At 64.3% G+C, this 24,117-nt stretch carries 11 protein-coding genes and 1 riboswitch; of the genes, 3 read left to right on the plus strand and 8 right to left on the minus strand.

Translation table 11 applies throughout. From position 1 onward, the window contains the following. The first annotated feature begins 21 nt into the window (after nucleotides 1-21). Nucleotides 22-11,271 carry a YDG domain-containing protein gene (locus tag ACP7DW_RS21365; protein WP_426056732.1) on the plus strand — a complete coding sequence of 3,750 codons (11,250 nt, stop codon included), beginning with the start codon at nucleotides 22-24 and terminating at the stop codon, nucleotides 11,269-11,271. 122 nt (nucleotides 11,272-11,393) lie between these two features. Next, complete coding sequence (locus tag ACP7DW_RS21370) at nucleotides 11,394-11,597, plus strand: hypothetical protein (RefSeq protein ID WP_426056730.1); 204 nt, start codon at nucleotides 11,394-11,396, stop codon at nucleotides 11,595-11,597. Here ACP7DW_RS21370 and ACP7DW_RS21375 read toward each other — a convergent pair. The 8 genes from ACP7DW_RS21375 to ACP7DW_RS21410 form a co-directional block, all read right to left on the minus strand. Next, nucleotides 11,594-11,914, minus strand: coding sequence for a DUF2288 domain-containing protein (locus ACP7DW_RS21375; RefSeq protein WP_298405475.1), 321 nt, complete (start codon nucleotides 11,912-11,914; stop codon nucleotides 11,594-11,596). The two genes, ACP7DW_RS21370 and ACP7DW_RS21375, sit on opposite strands and share 4 nt — an antisense overlap. Before the next feature lie 52 nt (nucleotides 11,915-11,966). After that, nucleotides 11,967-12,665, minus strand: a complete 699-nt coding sequence (locus tag ACP7DW_RS21380; RefSeq protein WP_426056728.1) for an RES family NAD+ phosphorylase — start codon at nucleotides 12,663-12,665, stop codon at nucleotides 11,967-11,969. Between the two features lie 2 nt (nucleotides 12,666-12,667). After that, the gene (locus tag ACP7DW_RS21385) at nucleotides 12,668-13,105 is read right to left on the minus strand and encodes an antitoxin Xre/MbcA/ParS toxin-binding domain-containing protein (protein WP_426056726.1); all 438 of its coding nucleotides are present in this window, start codon (nucleotides 13,103-13,105) and stop codon (nucleotides 12,668-12,670) included. Between the two features lie 135 nt (nucleotides 13,106-13,240). Continuing rightward, the gene (locus ACP7DW_RS21390; RefSeq protein WP_426056724.1) at nucleotides 13,241-15,853 is read right to left on the minus strand and encodes a putative Ig domain-containing protein; all 2,613 of its coding nucleotides are present in this window, start codon (nucleotides 15,851-15,853) and stop codon (nucleotides 13,241-13,243) included. Between the two features lie 83 nt (nucleotides 15,854-15,936). Continuing rightward, a riboswitch (cyclic di-GMP riboswitch) is annotated at nucleotides 15,937-16,023 on the minus strand. A gap of 266 nt (nucleotides 16,024-16,289) precedes the next feature. Then, nucleotides 16,290-16,709, minus strand: a complete 420-nt coding sequence (gene fos, locus ACP7DW_RS21395) for a fosfomycin resistance glutathione transferase (RefSeq protein ID WP_426056722.1) — start codon at nucleotides 16,707-16,709, stop codon at nucleotides 16,290-16,292. A gap of 15 nt (nucleotides 16,710-16,724) precedes the next feature. Next, nucleotides 16,725-17,312 carry an RDD family protein gene (locus ACP7DW_RS21400; RefSeq protein ID WP_426056720.1) on the minus strand — a complete coding sequence of 196 codons (588 nt, stop codon included), beginning with the start codon at nucleotides 17,310-17,312 and terminating at the stop codon, nucleotides 16,725-16,727. A gap of 115 nt (nucleotides 17,313-17,427) precedes the next feature. Further along, on the minus strand, nucleotides 17,428-19,128 hold the full coding sequence (gene recJ / locus ACP7DW_RS21405) for a single-stranded-DNA-specific exonuclease RecJ (RefSeq protein WP_426056719.1): 1,701 nt from the start codon (nucleotides 19,126-19,128) through the stop codon (nucleotides 17,428-17,430). Beyond that, the gene (locus tag ACP7DW_RS21410) at nucleotides 19,125-20,177 is read right to left on the minus strand and encodes a hypothetical protein (RefSeq protein WP_426056717.1); all 1,053 of its coding nucleotides are present in this window, start codon (nucleotides 20,175-20,177) and stop codon (nucleotides 19,125-19,127) included. Before ACP7DW_RS21410 ends, recJ begins: the two co-directional genes overlap by 4 nt. 386 nt (nucleotides 20,178-20,563) lie before the next feature. On the opposite strand from ACP7DW_RS21410, the gene ACP7DW_RS21415 reads away from it, so the two are divergent. Then, nucleotides 20,564-24,076, plus strand: coding sequence for an SdrD B-like domain-containing protein (locus ACP7DW_RS21415; protein WP_426056715.1), 3,513 nt, complete (start codon nucleotides 20,564-20,566; stop codon nucleotides 24,074-24,076). Nucleotides 24,077-24,117: the final 41 nt, after the last annotated feature.

Here is a 24,117-nt window from a genome sequence, read left to right on the forward strand (position 1 = left end):
GATATCAACAACGCCGACTTCATGGCCGGCAAGTACCAATTTAGCGGCAATGGCACGGGTAAAGTCCTGAACCAGGGCTCGATCAGCGCGCCGGGCGGCTATGTGGCCTTGCTGGGCGCCAACGTGTCAAACGAGGGCACGATCCAGGCACGCCTGGGTTCGGTGGCGCTGGCGGCGGGCCGCGCCATCACGCTCGATGTGGCGGGCGACGGCTTGCTCAATGTCGCCGTCAACGCGGGCGCCGTGGGCGCTTTGGTCAACAATGGCGGCATGATCAAGGCTGACGGCGGCAGCGTGGTGCTGACGGCGCAGGCGGCCGGCGACCTCTTGAGAACCGTGGTCAACAACACGGGCGTGATCGAGGCGCAGACCATCGACACGCGCGGCGGCACGATCAAGTTGCTGGGCGACATGCAGACCGGCACGGTGAACGCGGGTGGCACGCTGGACGCCAGTGCGCCGGACGGTGGCAAGGGTGGCTTCATCGAAACCTCGGCCGCGCATGTGAAATTCGATGACGCGTTGAAGGTCACGACGGCATCCAGCCACGGCCTGACCGGCACCTGGCTGATCGACCCGACCGACTACACCATCGCGGCGACCGGCGGCGACCAGACCGGCGCGTTTTTTACGAATGCGCTCAAGAGCACCAGTGTGCAGATTCAGAGCATCTCGGGCGGCAGCGGCGTGCTGGGCGACATCAACGTCAACGACACGATTTCATGGTCGGCCAACCAGCTGAAGCTGACGGCGCAAAACAATATCAATATCAATCAGCCGCTGCGCGGCTCCGGCACGGCCAGCCTGGCGCTGGAATATGGCCAGGCTAACGTGGCGTCCGGCAACACCAGCAAGTACAACGTCAAGGCCGAGATCGACCTGCCGTCGGGGCTGAACTTCAGCACCAAGCTGGGCAGCGATACGGTGACGGCGACGACCTACACGGTGATCAACTCCCTGGGCGTGGCCACCAGCACCAGCGGCACCGATTTGCAGGGCCTGAAAAATGCGTTGTCCGGCAAGTTCGTGCTGGGCGCCAATATCGATGCCACCGTCACTTCGACCTGGAATGGGGGCCTGGGATTTACGTCCATCGGTACCACCAGCGTGCCATTCACCGGCCAGTTTGACGGCCTGGGCCATGTCATTACCGGCTTGAACAGTTCCACCACATCTGCGGCCGGCGCCGCAGGCCTGTTCGGCTCCAATACCGGCAGCATCCGCAATATCGGCCTGGTCGCGCCGGTCATTGCCGCCAATATCGCCAGTACACAAGGCAATGCCGCCGCACTGGTCGCCATCAACAGTGGCACCATCAGCAATGCGTATGTCAGCGGTGGTTCGGTGACAGTCACGACGGGCGCCATCGGCGCCGGCCTCGTCGGTCTCAACAGTGGCACGATCAGCGACAGCTACAACAGCAGCAAGGTCAGCGTCGTGGGGAACTATGACTTCTGGATGGGGGGGCTGGTGGGCAATACCACCAAAACCAGCACCATCATCAACAGCTATAACGCGGGTGAAGTGGTCGGCGCGTACACCGCGGGCGGCCTGGTTGGCAACAATCTGGGCGCTATCACCAATAGCTTCAATAGCGGCAATGTATCGGGAACTACCAATACAGGTGGGCTGACATCGCATAATCGCGGTACCGGGGTCATCACCAACAGTTTCAATACCGGCGCCGTGACGAGCAACAGCCTGACCGGCGGCCTGGTTGGCAGCAATGTGGCGTCCGGCCAGATCCTCAACAGTTACTCGACCGGCGCGGTGAGCAGCCGTAGCACCACCGCCACCGGCATTGGTGGCCTGGCTGGAGGAAACTCAGGCATTATCAGAAACAGTTACGCGACCGGCGCGGTGACGGGCGTTACTGCGGTGGGCGGCCTGATTGGCGCCAATACCAGCGCTGGCTTGACCGAGAATGCCTATTCGTCCGGCGCGGTGAGCCTGCTTTCCGGCGGCACCGGAACCTTGGGCGGCCTGATCGGCAGTATCGCTGCCGGCACGAATCCCTCGATCACCGGCGGGTATTACAACAACACCGTGAACTCCGGCATGCCAGGTGTCGGTACGAATGGCGGCGGCACCACGCCCGCGATCACTGGCCTGACATCGACGCAAATGCAAACTGCGTCGAATTTCAGCGCCTTTACTTTCACGACAGTGGGTGGCGCGACCGGTAACAACTGGGTCATGGTCGATACCGACGGCACGCTGAACAACTCGAGCGGCGCGCTGGGCGCCACCGGGCCGATGCTGGCGGCCGAGTACAGCACCAATATCTACTCGTCGCATCAGTTGCAATTGATGGCAATGAACCTGGCCGGCAACTACACGCTGCGGCAGGATGTCAACGTGGCGGCCACCGGCCTGCTGACCGACGTCTGGAATAGCAACAACTTCATTCCGGTCGGCACCAGCACGGCGACGCCGTTCACCGGCACCCTGGACGGCGCCGGCCATGTCGTGTCCGGCCTGGTCATCAACCGCCCCGGCACGAATTTCGCCGGCCTGATCGGCGCGACGTCCAGCACGGCCATCGTGCGCAATATCGGACTCGAAGGCGGCAGCATCACCGGCAAGAATGGCACCGGCGCGCTGATCGGCAGCAACCTGGGCACGGTCAGCGGCAGTTTCAGCACCGCCAGCGTGAGCGGCGCCACCCAGGTCGGCGGCCTGGTCGGCGCCAATGGCGTCGGCAGCACCATCACCAACAGCTACGCCAGCGGCGCCGTCACCGGCACCGGCACCATCGGCGGCCTGGTCGGCTTGAATACGGGCTCGCTGATCAACAACTATGCCAGCGGCGCCATCACCGGCGGCAGCGTCTCGGGCGGCCTGGCCGGCTCCAATAGCGGCACCGGCACCACCACCGGCAACTTCTGGGACACCACCACCAGCGGCCAGGCCACCAGCGCCACCGGCACGGGTTTGAGCTCCGCGCAAATGAAATTGCTGTCCACCTACAGCGGCGCAGCGTGGGACCTGGCCGGCGCGTGGATCGTCTACGACACTTATACCTATCCCTTGCTGCGCGCCTTCATGACGCCGCTGCAGGTGACGTTTGCCTCGAACACCAGCAAGACCTATGACGGCACCGCCACTTGGGCGGCGCCAGTCTACACGTATTCAAACCCGAACGTCTCGCTGGCCGGCTCGCTGAACTATGGCGCGGCGGGCACCGCCGTCAACGCCGGCAGCTACGCCATCACGACCGGCGGCCTGTATTCGGGCCAGCATGGCTATGCCATCAGCGCCAATGACGCGACCCTGACGATCAACAAGCGGGCCGCGACGCTGACCGGCGCGTTGGTCCAGGATCGCACATATGACGGCACCACCTCGGCCAACATCCTTGGCGGCATACTGAGCGGCATCTTGACGGTGGATAAAGGCAAGGTCACGGCCAACGTGGGCAGCTTTGACACCAGTAACGCCGGCACCGGCAAGACCGTGACGGTGATCGGCGGCGGCACCGCCGGCGGCAATTACGCGATCACGGGCGGCGGAGCAGGCCTGACCGGCACGATCACGCCGAAAGCGCTGACCCTGTCCGGCCTGGCCGCTACCACCCGGCAATATAACGGCAGTACCGCCGCCACGCTGACCGGCGGCTCCTTGACCGGCCTGATTGGCAGCGAAACGCTGAACCTGGGCGCCACGAGCGGCGTATTCGACGGCAAGAATGCCGGCACCCAAGCGGTGACGGTAACGCTGGGCGCGCTGTCCAATGGCAGCGGCCTGGCCAGCAACTACACGCTCGATGCGCCGACCAGCGTTACCGGCACCATCACGGCCAAGACGCTGACCTGGAATAACCTGGCGGTGGATAACAAAGAGTACGATGGCAACACGACGGCCGCCATCAACAAGGGCAGCATCACCGGCTTGGTTAGCGGCGAAACGCTGACAGCAGGCCCGACGGCCGCGTTTGCCGACAAGAACGCCGGCAATGGCAAGACGGTCACCGTCAGCACCCTGCTGGGCAATGGCGGCGGTGGCGGCCTGGCGTCCAACTACACGCTGGCCGATACTTCAGTGATGGCCAACATCACGCAAAAAGCCTTGACGGTATCGGGCATGACGGCCGGCACGCGCGCCTATGACGGCACCACGGCCGCGACCCTGGCCGGCGGCAGTTTGACGGGCCTGGTAACGGGCGAGACGCTAGTGGTCTCGGGCGGCAGCGGCGCGTTCGGCGACAAGAACGCCGGCAACGGCAAGGCGGTGACGGTGTCTGGCGTCAGCCTGGCCGACGGTACCGGCCTGGCCAGCAATTACACGGTCAGCAATCCGACCGATGTGACGGGTTCCATCACGCAAAAAGCGTTGAGCGTCACCGGCGCGCTGGCGGCCGACAAAACCTACGATGGCGCGCTCGATGCGACCATCACGGGCGGCAGCCTGAGCGGCTTTGTCGGTTCGGAAACAGTCGGCCTGGCGAGCCTGGCCGGCGCGTTTGCGGACAAGAACGCCGGCAGCGGCAAGGCCGTCAGCATCACCGGCGGCACCTTGTCCAACGGCAGCAACGGCGGCCTGGCCAGCAATTACTCGGTCGACCCTGTCAGCGGTCTTACGGCCGGCATCGCGCAAAAGGCCTTGAGCGTCACCGGCGTGGCGGCCGCCAACAAGGTATATGACGGCACGACCAAGGCAAGCGTGACCGGCGGCAGCTTGAGCGGCCTGGTCGGTGGCGAAACCCTGGGCCTGTACGGCCTGTCGGGCGCCTTTGGCGACAAGAACGCCGGCACCGGCAAGGCGATCACTGTCAGCGGCGCGACGCTGGCCGACGGCACCGGGCTGGCCAGCAACTACACGATCAGCAACCCGACCGGCGTGACGGCCAATGTCACCCAGGCAACCATCAGCTCGGTGACCAATGTGGTGGCCGACAGCAAGGTCTATGACGGCGGTACTGCCGTCACCTTCCTTGCTGCCACGGCCACTTTCAATGGCATGGTGAGCGGCGACAGCCTGGCCATCGGCGCCACCAAGGCGGCGTTCAGCGACAAGAACGCCGGCGCCGGCAAGGGCGTGACGATCTCCTTCCTGACCCTGGGCGGGCTTGACGCGGCCAACTACACGCTGGCGAGCAGCGCCGCGACTGGCACCGGCACGATCACGCCGAAGGCGCTGACGATTGCCGGCATGTCGGCCGTCAACAAGGCGTATGACGGCAGCACCAAGGCGACCTTGTCGGGCGGCTCGATCAGCGGCCTGGTCGGCTTGGAAACCCTGGGCGTGACGGGCTTGAGCGCCACCTTCGATACCAGGGACGCTGGCACCGGCAAGACGGTGACGGCGACCGGTTCGACCCTGGCCAACGGCGGCAATGGCGGCCTGGCGGCCAACTACACGATCAGCAACCCGACCGGCCTGATCGCCAACATCACGCCGAAAGCCTTGACGGTATCGGGCATGACGGCCGGTACGCGCGACTATGACGGCACCACGGCCGCTACCCTGGCCGGCGGCAGCTTGACGGGCCTGGTACCGGGCGAGACGCTGGTGGTCTCGGGCGGCAGCGGCGCGTTCGGCGACAAGAACGCCGGCAACGGCAAGGCGGTGACGGTGTCTGGCGTCAGCCTGGCCGACGGTACTGGCCTGGCCAGCAATTACACGGTCAGCAATCCGACCGATGTGACGGGTTCCATCACGCAAAAAGCGTTGAGCGTCACCGGCGCGCTGGCGGCCGACAAAACCTATGATGGCGCGGAGGGCGCCACCATCACGGGCGGCAGCCTGAGCGGCTTTGTCGGTTCGGAAACAGTCGGCCTGGCGAGCCTGGCCGGCGCGTTTGCGGACAAGAACGCCGGCAGCGGCAAGGCCGTCAGCATCACCGGCGGCACCTTGTCCAACGGCAGCAATGGCGGCCTGGCCAGCAATTACTCGGTCGGCCCTGTCAGCGGCCTGTCGGCCAGCATCGCGCAAAAGGCCTTGAGCGTCACCGGCGTGGCGGCCGCCAACAAGGGGTATGACGGCACGACCAAGGCAAGCGTGACCGGCGGCAGCTTGAGCGGACTGGTCGGTAACGAAACCCTGGGCCTGTCCGGCCTGTCGGGCGCCTTTGGCGACAAGAACGCCGGCACCGGCAAGGCGATCACCGTCAGTGGCGCGACGCTGGCCGACGGCACCGGACTGGCCAGCAACTATACGGTCAGCAACCCGACGGACGTGACGGCCACTATCAGCAAAGCCAATATCGGCGGGGTCAGTAACATCGTCGCTGGCAGCAAGGTATATGACGCCACGGATACGGCCACCGTCAGCAATGCCGGCGCCACGTTTGCCGGCATGGTCAATGGCGACAGCTTGAACGTCAGCGCGACCTCGGCCAACTTCATCGACAAGAACGCCGGCAGCGGCAAGGTTGTCAATGCCAGCGGCATGACCCTGGGCGGGACCGATGCGGGCAACTACAATCTGACGGCCATCACCGGCACGGGCGCAGGTTCCATCACGCAGGCGCTGATCACCGGCGTGACCGGTATCGCGGCCGCCGGCAAGACGTATGACGGCACGGATACGGCCACCGTCAGCAACGCTGGCGCCACGTTTGCCGGCATGTTCAATGGCGACAGCTTGAACGTCAGCGCGACCTCGGCCAACTTCATCGACAAGAACGCCGGCAGCGGCAAGGTTGTCAATGCCAGTGGCCTGACCCTGGGCGGCACGGATGCTGGCAACTACAATCTGACGGCCATCACCGGCACGGGCACGGGTACCATCACCCAGGCGCAAATTGCCAGCGTGAGCGGCATCACGGCCGCCGGCAAGACGTATGACGGCACGGATGCTGCCATCTTGAACGCCGGCGCCACCTACAACGGCATGTTCGGCGGCGACAGCCTGACGTTCACCGCCACCAAGGCCGCGTTCAGCGACAAGAACGCCGGCACAGGTAAAACGGTCAACGTCAGCGGCATCGCACTCGGTGGCGCCGATGCGGGCAACTACACCCTGGCCAGTAACACGGCCAGCGGCACGGGCAATATCGCCAAGGCGGCCATCACGGGCGTGAGCGGCTTTGCGGCGGGCACCAGGGTGTACGACGCGACCACCACGGCCACCGTCAGCAACGCCGGCGCCACGTTCGCCGGCATGGTCAATGGCGACAGCCTGAACATCAGCGCGACCTCGGCCACCTTCATCGACAAGAACGCCGGCAGCGGCAAGGTTGTCAATGCCAGCGGCATGACCCTGGGCGGCACGGACGCGGGCAACTACAATCTGACGGCCATCACCGGCAAGGGCACGGGCAGCATCAGCCAGGCGCAAATTGCCAGCGTCAGCGGCATCACGGCCGCCGGCAAGACGTATGACGGCACGGACGCGGCCATCTTGAACGCCGGCGCCACCTATAACGGCATGTTCGGCGGCGACAGCCTGACGTTCACCGCCACCAAGGCCGCGTTCAGCGACAAGAACGCCGGCACCGGTAAAACGGTCAACGTCAGCGGCATCGCGCTCGGTGGCGCCGATGCGGGCAACTACACCCTGGCCAGCAATACGGCCAGCGGCACGGGCGATATCGCCAAGGCGACCATCACGGGCGTGAGCGGCTTTGCGGCGGGCACCAGGGTGTACGACGCGACCACCACGGCCACCGTCAGCAACGCCGGCGCCACGTTTGCCGGCATGCTCAATGGCGACAGCCTGAACATCAGCGCGACCTCGGCCACCTTCATCGACAAGAACGCCGGCAGCGGCAAGGTTGTCAATGCCAGCGGCATGACCCTGGGCGGCACGGACGCCGGCAACTACAATCTGACGGCCATCACCGGCACGGGCACGGGTACCATCACCCAGGCGCAAATTGCCAGCGTGACGGGCATCACGGCCGCCGGCAAGACGTATGACGGCACGGACGCGGCCATCTTGAACGCCGGCGCCACCTACAACGGCATGTTCGGCGGCGACAGCCTGACGTTTACCGTCACCAAGGCCGCGTTCAGCGACAAGAACGCCGGCAACGGTAAAACGGTCAACGTCAGCGGCATCGCACTCGGTGGCGCCGATGCGGGCAACTACACCCTGGCCAGCAATACGGCCAGCGGCACGGGCGATATCGCCAAGGCGGCCATCACGGGCGTGAGCGGCTTTGCGGCGGGCACCAGGGTGTACGACGCGACCACCACGGCCACCGTCAGCAACGCCGGCGCCACGTTTGCCGGCATGCTCAATGGCGACAGCCTGAACATCAGCGCGACCTCGGCCACCTTCATCGACAAGAACGCCGGCAGCGGCAAGGTTGTCAATGCCAGCGGCATGACCCTGGGCGGCACGGACGCGGGCAACTACAATCTGACGGCCATCACCGGCACGGGCACGGGTACCATCACCCAGGCGCTGATCACCGGCGTGAGCGGCATCACGGCCGCCGGCAAGACGTATGACGGCACGGATGCTGCCATCTTGAACGCCGGCGCCACCTATAACGGCATGTTCGGCGGCGACAGCCTGACGTTCACCGCCACCAAGGCCGCGTTCAGCGACAAGAACGCCGGCAACGGTAAAACGGTCAACGTCAGCGGCATCGCGCTCGATGGCGCGGATGCGGGCAACTACATCCTGGCCAGCAATACGGCCAGCGGCACGGGTGCCATCACGCCGAAAGCACTGACGGTGACGGGTGTTACTGCCGGCAACAAGGTCTATGACGGCACGCTTGCGGCGGGCTTGACGGGCGGCGCCTTGAATGGCCTGGTCAGCGGTGAAACCTTGTCGCTGTCCGGTTTGACGGGCACATTTGCCACTCAAAATGCGGCCAGCAACATTGCCGTGACGGCCCGCGGCGCGCAATTGGCCGATGGCACTGGCCTGGCCAGCAACTACACGGTCAGCAATCCGACCGGCGTGACGGCCAATATCACGCCGAAGGCACTGACCATCGGTGGCATTGCTGCGGGCAACAAGGTCTACGACGGTACGCTGGCGGCCAGCCTGACCGGCGGCGCCTTGCAGGGCTTGGTGGGTGATGAAACCCTGGTATTGTCAGGCACCACGGGCGTGTTTGGCGACAAGAACGCGGGCAGCAACAAAACGGTCACCGTCAGCGGCGCCAGCCTGGCTGATGGTACCGGCCGGGCCAGCAATTACACGGTCAGCAATCCGACCGGCTTGACAGCCAGCATCACGGCCAAGGCCTTGACGGTGGCGGGCCAGCTGGCCGGCAATAAAGTCTACGACGGCAATACAGTCGCCAGCCTGTCCGGTGGCGCCCTGAGTGGCCTGGTGGCGGGCGAAACCCTGGGCTTTGGCGGCCAGAGCGCCGTGTTCAGCGACAAGAACGCGGCCAATGGCAAAGCCGTGACGGTAACGGGCACGAGCCTGGTCGACACCATCACCGGCCTGGCCAGCAACTATACGGTCAGCAACCCGACAGGCTTGACGGCCAGTATTATGGCCAAGGCCTTGACGGTAAGCGGTCAATTGGCCGGCAATAAAGTCTACGATGGCAATGCACAAGCGAGCCTGTCCGGCGGCGCCTTGAGCGGCCTGGTGGCGGGCGAAAGCCTGGGCTTTGGCGGCCAGAGCGCCGCATTCAGCGACAAGAACGCGGCCAATGGCAAAGCCGTGACGGTGACGGGCACGAGTCTGGTCGACACCATCACCGGCCAGGCCAGCAACTACACGGTCAGCAACCCGACCGGCTTGACGGCCAGCATCACACCGAAAGCCTTGACGGTGGCGGGCCAGTTGGCTGGCAACAAGGTCTACGACGGCAATACGGCGGTGCAATTATCCGGCGGCGCCTTGAGCGGCCTGGTGGCGGGCGAAAGCCTGGGCTTGGCTGGCCAGACGGCGACGTTTGCCGACAAGAATGCGGGCACGGCCAAAGCCGTGACGGTCAGCGGCACAACCCTGCTCGACACGGCCAGCGGTCTGGCCAGCAACTACACGGTCAGCAATCCGACCGGCTTGACGGCCAGCATCACGGCCAAGGCCTTGACGGTAAGCGGTCAACTGGCTGGCAACAAGGTCTACGACGGCAATGCAGAAGCCAGCCTGTCCGGTGGTGTGTTGCGCGGCCTGGTGGCCGGTGAAACCCTGGTGATCGGCGGCCAGAGCGCGACGTTTGCCGACAAGAACGCGGCCAATGGCAAAGCCGTGACGGTGACGGGCACGAGTCTGGTCGACACGGCCAGCGGCCTGGCCAGCAACTATACGGTCAGCAACCCGACCGGCTTGACGGCCAGCATCACACCGAAAGCCTTGACGGTGGCGGGCCAGTTGGCTGGCAACAAGGTCTACGACGGCAATACGGCGGCGCAATTGTCCGGTGGCGTGCTGGCGGGCCTGGTGGCGGGCGAAACCCTGGGCTTGGCTGGCCAGACGGCGACGTTTGCCGACAAGAACGCGGCCAATGGCAAAGCCGTGACGGTAACGGGCACGAGCCTGGTCGACACCATCACCGGCCTGGCCAGCAACTATACGGTCAGCAACCCGACCGGCTTGACGGCCAGCATCACGCCGGCCAGCCTGCTGGTGCGCGCCACGGGCGCCGCGTCGCGCGTGTATGACACCACCACCAACGCCAGCGTGACCCTGGCGGACAACCGTATCGCCGGCGACGTGCTGACCATCAGTAACAGCGGCGCCAGCTTTGCCGACAAGAACGCCGGCACCAACAAAACGGTGACGCTGAACGGCATTGCACTCAGCGGTACGGACGCCGGCAATTACACGGTCAACGCCACGGCGACCACCACGGCCAGCATCACGCAGGCGGCCCTGGGGGTGAAGGTGGACAATGCCGAGAAAGACCAGGGGCTTGCCAATCCGGCCTTCACGGCCAGCTACACGGGCTTGCTGGGCAACGACACGCTGGCGAACGAGGTCGGCGGCAATCTGGCGTTCAGCACGTCGGCCACCATCGCAACGCCATCGGGCAGCTATCTGGTGTCGGCGGCCGGCCAGACGTCGACCAACTATGCGTTGACGTACACGCCGGGCGTGCTGACCGTCAAGCCGACCGAAGCGCGGCAAAGCGCGGTGGCCAGCGTGATCGCGGCGGTCAATGTGGCGCCGTCGCAGGGCAATATGGTGCAGGCCGAAGTGGTGGCGAAAGGCGAAACCGTGACCAGCAAGGAAGACGTGGTGCAGGTGGTGGCGGAGCGCGGCCAGCCGCGGCAGGGCAGCACGCCGGTGGTGCTGACGACGGCATCGGTGAACAGCAATGTCTTGCCGGGCTTGCGCCTGAGTGTGGTCGATACGGGCCTGCGACTGCCTGTGGCGGCTGGCAACACCAGCATCGAAAGCCAGTAAGCATGTGCTAACCGGGTTTGCCAGTGGACGTGCCGCTTCGCGATGTAGGCGAAGCGGCATTTTTTTGCCGCCATGCCATCTGCTGGCAACCTCTCATCAGCCTGCCGCTTTCGACGCCAGTCGTGGCCGATGACGGCTACGTGCTGGAAAGCGGCAGCATTGCCGTGCGCGGCCCGGCCGAGCGTCTGAAACTGTCGGCGGCCAATTTGCTGCGCCAGCAACAGCTGCAAGGGCAATCGTATGTCGAGGATGCGGGCCGCAGCGACAGCGTGACCCGCCTGGACGGCAGCGCTGCGCTGCGCCTGCTGTTCGAGCGCAGTCTTTAGTGTTGCGTCGGCTTTTCCTGCTGCACCAGGATGAACGGGCTGACGACGACGGCCCACAGGGCCGCATCGGCCGCTTGCCAGTCCAGCGCCTGCTGGTCCGACACCTTGGCCACTTTGCCATCGACCATCCATTGCGTGATGGTGGACTTGTCGTCGTGCGAAATGCGCACGGCCACTTCGACCAGGTCCAGCTCATTGGCGACCCAGACGACGCTGCCCTGGGCGAAGTGTTTTTCCAGTTCGCTCCAGGCCAGGCGGGCCGTTTCGCTGTTCACTTTGAGGCGCAGTTCGGTGTCTTTTTCAGGATTGGTTTGCATGCGAGTATCAATGTTCGGTGAGTCGGGTGCCGTTGCGCGCGCTTGGCTAGCCTTACACGGCTTCCACGCGCGGCGTCGGCGTACCCTGCCATGTTAACCGATAGGCGGCACCTTTGCGAACATTGCCCACCAGGGCGGGGCGGAAGCAGGCCAGGTTGGTGCCGCTGGCGTGCCGGACGCTGGGGAAGATCACGCCCATGGAACCGGCTTCGAGCAGGATGGCGGCCAGGTCTTGCGAGGCGATGTAGCTGGCCGGATCGAGGCAAGCCTGGTAGCGCTCCTGGCCGCGCAGGTCGTGGAAGCTGGCGGAAAAATCGGCCAGCAGCGACTGGTAGCTGACGCTGTCGTCGAAATGGTCGATTTCCTGGTATTCCACGGTTTTATGGAAAATGATCTCGGCCAGCGCCGTCTGCATGTCGAAGGCGCAATACCAGGCGCCCCGCTCGCCATCGTTGAAACGCGCCCCTTCCGGGCGGGCATAGGTGTAGGCGGCGTTGATGATGCGGAAGTGCGGTACGCCAAAAACCAGCTCGTCCACGCCAATTCCTGGCGCGCCGCCATACTCGGCCACCAGGCGCGCGTTGGTCGCGTTATCGAGCTCGAACAGCTCGCGCAGGTGCTCGTCGTCCTCGGCCAGGGGCGCCAGCACGGAGTCTTCCATGTCGGCGAAACGCGAGGGAATCAGGCGGCAAGTGTCGATCTGGCGCAAGGCGGCCAGCGGCGGCAGGTGGTCATGGGCGGTGGCGGGCAAGATTACAGCCCTCCGCGGCGCGCGTCGAGCAGCTTGCGCACGGTCTGCATGGCCAGCAAGCCGCCGGCCAGCATCTGCGACAGCGGTGTGCGGCCAGCGAAGATGGGATTCTTGTTGGGCAAACTCACCCATTCGTCGGCCAGCTTGTCGCCGTACAGGATGTGCAAGGCCTTGTAGATGCCCAACAAATAGGAAATGCGCGTGATGCGGTCCACTTCCAGCACGCGGTCCGGGTGCTTTTTCCACTCGTACCAGGCGCTGCTGGACAAGCCGCCCAGCAGTTCGCGCGCATCGTCGTCGCGCAGTTTCCAGGCGGCGGTCAGCTTGAAAAACCCTTTCAGTGCGGCCTGCGACAATCGCTCGCGCTCGGCTTTGGCATTCAGGTCGACGAGCACGGCAGGCTCGAAGCGGCTCTTGGGGTAGGCGTAGGCGAGATTCATGGCGCTCCTTCAACAAAACTCTGTTTATGGATTATTTATACTCCTTTTCGGGACTCGTTGCAAGGTCGGCGCGCATGAAAAAGGGGCGCAGCAGGACAGGTGTCCCACTGCGCCCCATTGGCAAGCCGTGCTGGCTTATTTTGCCGTGACAGTGAGCGGCACGTTCAGTTGCGCCGTCAAGCCGTTATTGTCCAGCGCCACGACCTTCAGCGTATAGCTGCCGGCCACCGCTTGCGGCCAGGTGGCCGTGATGGTCAGGCCGCTCATGGAAAACTGCATGCCCAGCGGCGCGCCGTCGATCGAGATCCGCAGCGAGGTCGCCCCTGGCGCCGTCAGCACGATGCTGCCGCTCATGGCCTTGCCGGCCACGCCCGTCATGGCGGCGGCCGTGATGGTGGGACCGGCGGCGGCGATTTTCACCGTCGTCACGGCCTGGCCCGACAGGCCGGTCTTGCTGTCTTTGGCGATGATGGTCACGCCATACGTGCCAAGCACGGGGCTGGTCCAGCTGACGACGCCGGCCGCACTGATGCTCATGCCGGCTGGCGCGCCCGACAGGCCGTAGGTGACGGGGTTGGGCGCCACCACCGTGCTGGCGAACGACAGCGCCACGCCGGGCTTGCCAGTGACGCTGGCCGCCGTGACCACGGGCGGCAGCGGGGCGGCGATGGCCACCGTGTAGATGCCTTTGCCGCTCAAACCGGTCTTGCTGTCCTTGGCTATGACGGTGACGGCATAGGTGCCCGCCAGCGGCACCGCCCAGCTCACCAGGCCCGCGCTGCTGATGCTCATGCCGGCTGGCGCGCCAGCGAGCGTATAGCTGACGGGGTTCGGTGCGGTGACGCTGACAGTGAAGGCCAGCGCCGTGCCGACCTTGCCCGCGACGGCGCCGGCGGCGACGACAGGCGCCGGTTGCGGCGCGATGACGATGTTGTACACGGCCTGGCCGGTCAGACCGCTGACGGTATTGCGCGCCACCATGGTCACGGCATAGCTGCCGGCGATGGGCGCGGCCCAGCTGACGACGCCCGTGGCGGCGATGCTCATGCCGGCCGGCGCGCCCAGCATGGTATAGCTGAGGGGATTGGCCGCGCTGGCCGATACCGTGAACGAGAGCGGCGTGCCGACCATGCCGCTGATGCTGGCCCCCGTTACCACGGGCGCGACCGGGGCGGCTGGCATGCCCGACAGGCTGGCCAGCAGGCTTTTCACGTTGGGCGTGCCCAGCCCCGCCAGCGGGTCATAGCCGACCCTGGCCGTGCACACGCTGCAGGTGCCGTTGCTGCCGCGCGTGATGTCGGCAAAGCTGCTGGCAAAGGTGCCGGGCACGGTGGCGATCTGACCGTACAGCGTCGTATGCGCCAAGCCCAGCGCCGTCTTCGCTTGCAGCGCGCGGCTGGCGTTGGCGATGGCGATCAGGCCCGCCCACTGTGGCGTGGACAGGCTGGTGCCGCCGATGCTGAGCCAGCTGGCGGTGCTGCTGCCCTGTGCCATCACGGCCGTGTACTGGCCTGTGGCGGGATCGGCATTGAAGGCCACGTCGGCCACATTGCGGCGCAGCAAGCCCGTCATGCCCGGTACGTTGCTGGCGCTCTGGTAGGAGGGCAGTGCCGTATAGGCGCTGATGCCGCCGCCCGTGCCCGACCAGGCAGCTTCGCTGCGCGTGCCGCTACCGCTGTAGCTGAGCGTGGTGCCGCCCACGGCCAGCACGTTCGGTGACACGGACGGCCAGGACACGCTGCTGCCCGAGTCGCCCGTGGCGGCCAGATACGTCATGTTCTTGCCCGTGAAGGCGCTGTCGACGGACGCTGTCCAGTTGCCTTCGACGGCGCCAAAACTCATCGACACGACGCCAGGCCCCATCAGGTTGGCCAGGCGCACGGCGCCCAGCAGGCTGTTGATGGAAGCGTCGGGCGCCTCGATCAGCACGATGCGCGCCAGCGGCGCCGTGGCATGCGCCCACTGCACGTCGAGCGCGATTTCCATGGCCCAGCCCGAGTTATAGGCGGGCGCGGTGGCCGTCATGGTGCTCGATGGCGTGTTGTAGACAACAGAAAACTCACAGCCGCTGGCCGGCGCGGGTGGCAAGGGCAGGGTGGCATTCGTGGCGATGGCCTTGGTGGTGCAGGCGGGCAAGCCGAATTTCTGGTTGAAGAGGGCCAGTTCGGCCGCCGCGTTCGGGTTGTGCATGGCGTCGACGATATAGATCGTCTGCCCCGCGCCCAGCTGGGCCGCCTGGGCTGGTGTCAGCGCTGTGCCCGCCGCCGGCAGGGCGGGCAGGTCGTAGGCGGCGCGGATTTGCGCGGGGGAATAGGTCGCCACCACGCTGCTGCCGGCCATGGGCGTGGCGCTGTCGCCGTCCAGCAGCGGCGCGATGTTTTGCGCCGCCTGTTGCGCGGCGGCGATCTTTTGCGCCGTCAGGCGGCGCGTGGTCATTTCCCGCATGGCGCCGGGCACATGCTGCAAGTGCGGACGCCAGTGGGCCGAGCCGCTGCTGTTGGCGCTGTCGCGCCCGTCAGGTGCATCGAGCAGGGCGGGGGCGGCATGGAACATCGGCTGCGCCACCAGCGCACCGACGGCGGCGGGGATGACGGGCACTTCGACACTGAACTGTGTCGCCGCCGTGGCAATGGCGGCGGGCGGCGCCGATGTCTCCTGGCCCGGGCCGCAAGCGCCCAGCAGGATGGCGGCAGTGGCGCCCAGCAGCAAACGCCCTTGACGGGGATGCAGGGGGGTGAATTTTTTCATGGCGAAACTCTCCGGGTTGGCGAGGGCCACATCTCGACAATGCATCCTGGCATGGCGCCGCGCGCTGGCGGTCCCGGCCCTGCATTGGCAGCCCCGCTGCCGTGGCGCTTGCGCGCGGTAGGCCGGTGGCTTTGCGTCCCCGACTTTCGGCGGGTTTGCCCTCAGAATTGATCATGCATCGTGACAAGCTTCCTGATGCGTTATCAATTCTAGCGAATTTACCAAATAAGTGTTAACTATTTTCAATGAACATGTTCATTTTTATAATGATATGTGGTGAATTTGCCTATTCTCGGAGGTAATCTTGCCAGCTTGATTAAGCCTTACAGACAAGGTTATCAGAGGGCTATCGACGTGTGGCAGTGTTTTTTCACAGCAACGGCGCTTGTTTTTCCGCTAATTTAATGAATTTAATGAATTTATCGAATATGCTGTTTCAAGCATCCGCCTCGAACACCATGCCTGGATACGGCGCTGCGCGGCAGGCCGCCAGCCGCTGCGCCAGGTTGCCCTCATGGGCTTCCAGCTGGTGGCCGTCCGGATCGAGAAAATACAGGGAATCGCCGGAGCTGCGATTTTGCTGCCATTCGGGCACGCCAGCGGCGCGCAGGCGGGCGGCAAAGGCGGCGAAGTCTTCCGGGGAAATGGAAAACGCATAGTGCGTGTAGGCGGGGCTGGCCAGCGCGGCTGCGTCCTGTCCATCCAGCGACAGGCACAGCCACAAATCCCCGGCCGACAGATACGCGCCCCTGTCCCAGCGCGCATGCAGGCGCAGGCCCAGCGTATCGCGGTAAAAGACGGCGCTGCGATCAAGGTCGCGCACGGACAGGGTGAGGTGGTTCAGGCCGGTTAACATGTTGCTGGATAACTTTCAGGTGGGGGTGATGGCCAGTGGCGGCGTTTGCGGTGCTTTGGCTGAAAGCTTGACGACGACAGTGCCGGCCATGAAGTCTTGCAGGGCGCGGCGCTGTTTATTCAGCATCAGGGCGATGAACTCGCTAAGCATCCAGATCCATACTATATTAACGAACCATTCCTCCCAGGCGCTCGCGTAGCCGAAGGCCGAGGCTCCCTGAGTCAATGTGGCAGGAAGGAACAGTAGTAAGAGCTCCCAAAGTCTTGGAATATCGGCCAATAGACTGAGGTCGGCTACGACAGAGTAGCGTAGCCAAGTGGCGCGGCAGGTAACTGCAGATCCATCCTGCATGCGTAGTTTTAATTTGAATAGCCACATGCCTGGAGTCGAACCGTGGCGAGCAACTAGAAAGACGTTGTATACCAGCATGATAGGCAGAAGAAGAAGAGAAAGCTCTTCAATAATATGCGTAGGCACAACGGTACGTAGAGCAATGAATATTGCCGCGGCAATGACGCCTCCAATTACGGCAAGGCTTAATATCATCGTTATTTGATCAAATAAAAACGCGCCCAGCCGGCGCCAGAATCCCCCGTATTCCATCCGATATCCTCCCAGTCAAGGCAACCGGCGGCTGCCTGCATGACTAGATACGCTATTGCTTAGGGGGAATGTTGGCTATCTGGCGCATGCTTGAGGTGGGGCAACAGTCACGCCATTAAGCAGGCTCCGCGTGTTCGACCATGAGCTGCACCTTGGTCGTGCCATTGTATTCATTCGCATCGAGCCGGAAGGCGACCCTTGTGCGTTCGCCCAGCGCGTCCGTGTGGCCGAACCAGATGGCGTCGAAGCGCACGCCGTTCTTTTCCAGCAGCAGCTTCAAATGGCGCTCTTTTAATATGCGCTGGCTGACGACGCGGAATTCATCGCAGAAGACGGGCGGGGCGAAGCCCTGGCCCCACACCTGGCCATCCATCAGCTCGATGAAGGCCGTCGTGTAGTAGGCGTCTTCCAGCGGGCCGTCCGTTTCCACGACCCGCTCCAGCTGTTGGGCGCTGAGCCAGGCCTGGCCCACGGCTTCGAAGGCCTGGGAAAACGCCTCGAAGGCGTCGGCGCGGATGGTCAGGCCCGCCGCCATGGCGTGGCCGCCGAACTTGTCGATCAGGCTAGGCGCCCGTTTCGACACGAGGTCGAGCGCGTCGCGCAAGTGGAAGCCGGGAATCGAGCGGCCCGAGCCCTTGATCCAGCCGTCCGCGCCGGGCGCGAACGTGATGGTCGGGCGATAAAACTTTTCCTTCAGGCGCGAGGCGACGATGCCGATCACGCCCTGGTGCCAGGATTCATCGAAGACGCTGATGGTGCTGCTGTTGGCCGGCTCGAAAGCATCGAGGTGCAGCAGGGCCGTATCCTGCATGTCCGCCTCGATTTCGCGGCGCTTCAGGTTGATGTCGTTGAGTTGCTGGGCCAGTGCCCAGGCGCGGCCTTCGTCGTCCGTGATCAGGCATTCGATGCCCAGCGACATGTCCTGCAGGCGCCCGGCCGCATTCAGGCGCGGGCCCAGGGCAAAGCCCAGGTCGAACGGCGTGGCGCTGCGCGCTTCGCGGCCCGCCACGCGGAACAGGGCGGCCACGCCCGCGTGCATATTGCCCTTGCGCATGCGTTTGAGACCTTGGGCGACGAGGATGCGGTTGTTGCTATCGAGGCGCACCACGTCGGCCACCGTGCCCAGCGCCACCAGATCGAGCAGGTTGTCGAGCTTGGGCTGCGTCTGTGCATCGAATACACCGCGCCGGCGCAGTTCGGCCCGCAGGGCCAGCAGCACGTAAAACACCACGCCCACGCCGGCCAGGTTCTTGCTGGGAAAACCGCAGGCGGGCTGGTTCGGATTGACGATCACGGCCGCGTCGGGCAGGGTGTCGGCCGGCAAATGGTGGTCGGTGACGACCACCTCGATGCCGCGCCGGTTCGCTTCGGCCACGCCGTCGATGCTGGCGATGCCGTTGTCGACGGTGATGATGATGTCGGGCGACTTTTCGCGCGCCGTCAGTTCGACGATTTCCGGCGTCAGGCCGTAGCCGTATTCAAAACGGTTGGGCACGATGAAATCGACGTCGGCGCCCATGGCGCGCAAGCCGCGGATGGCCACGGCGCAGGCGGTGGCGCCGTCGCAATCGTAGTCGGCCACGATGACCATGCGCTTCTTGGCGGCAATGGCGTCGGCCAGGAAGACGCCGGCCGCGCCGATGTGCAGCAAGCCGGACGGCGGCATCAGGGCTGCCAGTTCGCTCGACAGTTCTGCCGCGTCCGTCAAGCCGCGCGAAGCGTACAGGCGGGCCAGCACGGGGTGGATGCCGCCCTGGCGCAGCAATTCGGATTCGCGGTAAGGGCAGGGACGGGTGGCGATGCGGGTACGGGTCATGATGCTTTCAACTTGTTCAGGGTAATCGCGCGCCAGAATTTGCGCTGCGCATGCTTGCTGGTGGTGCAGCTTAGCCAGGCGTCGCGGTGACTCAGCATCAGGCGCAGCTGCCGCACGCGGCCATCCTTGACGGCCGCCAGCAGGGGGGCGAACCAGTCCGCTTCCAGCGCTTGCAGCTGTTGCAGCCACATGCCCCATTCCTGGGCCTGCGCCGCTTCGATCAGGCCGCCCAGCACGACGATCGCATCCTGTTGGCTTGCCAGCACACTGTTTGGACTGGCATCGCGCTGCGCCGGTTCCGCCAGTGCGGCCAGCCAGCCCGGTGCTTCCCTGGTATGCAGGCTGGCGGCGCAGCGCGCAGCGTCCACTGTTGCCACGCTCCCGCCCCAGATCCAGAAGGAATTGATGGCTTTCAATCCCCGCTCCTCGCGCGCCGCGTTGACAGGGTGTTCATGCCACAGCATCTGAACTTCATTTTGCAGGCGGCGCGCGGCGCGCGCGTGCTCGCCTTCCGGCATCCAGACGGACAGGTCTTGCGTGGTGGCGGCGTCCGGCGAGGCGCACTGCAAGTCGCTCCAGCCATCGGCGCGCATGAACCAGGTGCCCGCGTCGCCATACGCCAGTGGCTGGCCGATCTCGTCGAAATACGGGGACGCAATGTCGAACAGGGCGCGGCCATCGGCCTCGCTCAGCTTGAGCTGGCGCAAGTCTTCCAGGCTGATATGGCTGCGGGCAATGGCCAGGTGGGCCGGGTGCAGCAGGAAATAGCGCCCGCCCGGTTCCGGCACGAGGCCGTAGCCGCGCATGGCGCGTGCGGCAAAGGCCGCCTGCGCCGCCTCGCCGTTGGGCGCGGGCGACAGTTCCAAGGCGTGCGCCAGCCACGCTTCGTGCGGTAGCAGGCGCTTGGCGTTGTCAAAAGTTTCCAAATCGCAAGTGGAGGTGCGCGACAGCAGTGCCGCCAGCGCGGGCGCTTGCAAGACCTTGAGCAGGTCGGCAGCCAGTTCGGCATTGGGCAAGGCGAAGGGCAGGACGAGGGTAAGTTGATTCATCCCGAGATTGTAGGCGATTGTAGTCATGCCAGAGTAGGGGCAGATAATCTTCTGTAGGTACTTTAAGTATCAAAAAAACATCAAGGTTATATAAATTTAATTCTTTTTGAGGGAAAACAATTTTCTTTTGAAAATATAGGCGATATAATTGCGTCAACTTAAATATCAGAAAGATAACCACACCCCAGCTGTGTGGTTGCGTCGTCTGGCTCCTGTATCCCTCGAAACCGAATACAAGATGCTGCCGGCTTCATTTTTTAAACAAGTTTCTTTCTTGGAAGCCCACCCATGTATACATTCGCCGCTTTGCGCAGCCAGGCTGATCGCGCCCTGGCCTCTCACGTTGCCACTCCTGCCGCCACCGCTGCGCATCGCCAGGAGGCCGCATGACTACCTACAATTTGTCGACCACGGTGCACGTGTGTGAAGACATCAACAAGAACTTTGATATCCGCGACCTGCTGATACAGGCCGGCTATACGGCGCAAGGCGAGCTGAACATCAAGAATTTTACCGTCCTGTTACCGGATGATACGGAATCGACCAGCAACACGCCCCTGTTCGGCATGCTCGACGCGGACACCGTGTATGTGCGTCCCGGCGACTGGGCAGCCAACTACCACGGCAATTTCTCGACCATCCAGGTGACGATCGACAAGGGCAATGGCGATATCGTCCAGCTGGAACTGCAAGTGATCATCGATCCCGTCAACGACGCGCCCGATGCGGCCGACAAGACCTTCAACCTGGTCGATGGCGCCAGCGTCGTGCTCAGCGAGAGCGATTTCGGCTTCCACGACGACGTCGAGCACGACGGCTTCAAGTCCATCGTCATCACCAATACCACCACGGCAGGGCAAGTCTTGCTCAACGGCGTGGCCGTCGCGGTCGGCACGGAAGTCTCCATCGACGACATCCGCGCCGGCCACCTGGTCTTCGTGCCGAGCCAGAGCGTGGCCGGCAATTTCGATCTGGGCTTCAAGGTGCGCGATGACGGCGGCGTTGCCGGCTGCAACGCGCAAGACCTGAGCCTGGTGCCGCATCACCTGACCTTCAACGTGCCGATGGCCCACCTGGGCGACTTCGTCTGGGAAGACACAAATGCCAACGGCGTGCAGGATGCGGGCGAAGCGGGCATCGCCAATGTCGTGGTGCAATTGAAAGACGGCGCCGGCACTGTGGTGGCATCGACCACCACCGACGCGAATGGCGGTTACCACTTCGATGTCAATCCCGGCACGTATTCCGTCACCGTCGTGACGCCGAATGGCTACACGGCGACAGCGGCCAACCAGGGTGGCGACGCGGCCAAGGATAGCAATATCGATGCGGCCGGCAACATGGCACCCGTCACCCTGGCGCCAGGCGAGACCAATTCGAGCCTGGACGCGGGCCTGTACCGCGCCGCCGAGCTGGGCGACCGCGTGTGGTTCGATGCGAACAAGAACGGCGTGCAAGATGCGGGTGAAGCGGGCGTGGCCGGCGTGAAAGTGACCTTGCTCGATGCGTCGGGCAACGCCGTCGGCAGTCCGCTCGTCACGGACGCGAATGGCAACTACCTGTTCACGAATCTGAAGCCGGGCGCCTACAGCGTCCAGTTCGACAAGACCAGCCTGCCTGCCGGCTATGCCTTTACGGGCCAGGACCAGGGCGGCGATGAGCAGCGCGATTCCGACGCCATCGCCATCGACGGCAAGACGGCGCAAGTGCTGCTCGCTTCCGGCGACAGCAACCATAGCCTGGATGCGGGCATCGTGGCCTTGCCGGCCTCGCTGGGCGACCGCGTCTGGCATGACGCCAACTTGAACGGCGTGCAGGATGCGGGCGAAGCGGGCATCAGCGGCGTCACGGTGCAGCTGAAAAATGCGGCCGGCGGCGTGATCGGCTCGACCGTCACGGATGCCACCGGCTACTACAATTTCAGCGTCGATGCCGGTACCTATTCCGTCGCCGTCGTCGCGCCGCCAGGCTATTTGAGCACGGCCAAGGATGCGGGCGGCAACGATGCGCTCGACAGCGATATCAACGCGGCGGGTCAGAGCGCCCTGGTGACCGTTGCCGCCGGCCAGAACTACAAGGACCTCGATGCCGGCCTGTATAAAACCGCCAGCATTGGCGACCGCGTGTGGTTTGACGCCAACGGCAACGGCACGCAGGACGCGGGCGAAGCGGGTATGGGTGGCGTGAAAGTCAATCTGTACAACGCTTCGGGCGCCGTGGTGGCCAGCGCCACCACGGATGCCAGCGGTCATTACCTGTTCAGCAACCTGGTACCAGGCAATTACTACCTGGGTTTCGTACCGCCGGCCGGCTACAATTTCACCAAGGCCGACGTGGGCGGCTATGCCACCGATTCGGATGTCAATCCGGCTACCGGCCTCACCACCACCATGATTGCGCTGAAATCGGGTGACGTCCAGCTCGATTGGGATGCGGGCCTGGTCAAATGTGCGCCGGTTACCGGCAGCATCGGCAATCGCGTGTGGGAAGACAATAATTACAATGGCGTGCAGGAGGCGGGCGAACTGGGCGTGGCGGGGGTGAAAGTCAACCTGCTCAATGCCAGCAACCAGATCATTGCCACGACAACGACGAATGCCAGCGGTAATTACCTGTTCGACAACCTCGTCGCCGGCAGCTACAAGGTGGCAGTCGTGCGTCCATCGGGTTTCTATTACACCAAGGCGAATGTCGGTAATGACGCCAGCGATTCCGACGTCGATGCGAGCACGGGCCGTTCCGGCCTGATCAACCTGGCCGCCGGCCAGAACGACATGAGCTGGGATGCGGGCATCTACCGCAAAGCCAGCCTGGGCGACAAGGTGTGGCGCGACGCCGACCATGACGGCGTGCAGGATAGCAATGAGGCGGGCATCGCCTATATCAAGGTGCAACTGTTTTCGGGCAGTGGCGCATTGCTCGCTACCACTTACACCAACTCGAATGGCAACTACAAGTTTGCCGACCTCGATCCGGGCAGCTACTCGCTCAAGTTCGACAAATCGGGCGTGTATCACGCCGGCTACGCCATGGATAGCTGGAAGTGGGGCGTGAAGAACGTGGGCACGAACGACAACGTCGATTCGGACGTCAACAGCAATGGCTCGTATGCCAACGTGGTCTACACGGATATCCTGAAACTGGCCTCGGGCCAGAACGACATGAGCTGGGATGCCGCCATCACGCCTATCGTGATCGACCTGAATGGCGACGGCGTGCATACCATCGCCCGCGCCGATTTCCATGGCAGCTTCGACTTGCTGGGCACGGGCAGCGCCATCCAGTCGGGCTGGGTCTCGGCCCATGACGGCTTGCTGGCCATCGACAGCAACGGCAATGGCAAGATCGACAATATTTCCGAACTGTTTGGCGGCAACGAGAAGGGCACGGGCTTTGCCAAGCTGTCCAGCTATGACTCGAACGGCGACGGCGTGGTCGACGCGAAAGATGACAAGTTTGCCGAACTGCGCATCTGGCGCGACGCCAACAGCAATGGCGCGACGGACGACGGCGAACTGATGTCGCTGCACGACGCGGGCGTCGCCAGCCTGACGGTGTCCTACACGGAACTGCCTTTCCTCGACGCCAACGACAACCTGCACCTGGAGCGCAGCAGCGCCACCCTGGCCAACGGCAAGACGGTCGATATGACGGACGTGTATTTCAACGTCGATGCCAAGGATGCGGCCAAGGCCGGCGTATCGCTGCCAAGCATGGCCGACCTGCTGCGCGATGACCATGCGCTGGACACGGCGCTGGGGCAGGACGCGAGCGTCGCCACGGTGGCTGCAGCCCCCGCTGCTCCCGCTGTCGAAGCCCAGGCCCAGTGCGAGATGGCGGAAGTGTTGCGCCGCGCCATGGCGCACACCACTGCACAGCCCCAGGAAATGGCTGCCTGATGTCTCTTGCCGGGCCGTCATCCTGCCCGGCGCTCACCACA

It is taken from the genome of Janthinobacterium sp. PSRC1-1 (genome assembly GCF_049897525.1).
Classification (GTDB): Bacteria; Pseudomonadota; Gammaproteobacteria; order Burkholderiales; family Burkholderiaceae_D; genus Janthinobacterium; species Janthinobacterium tructae.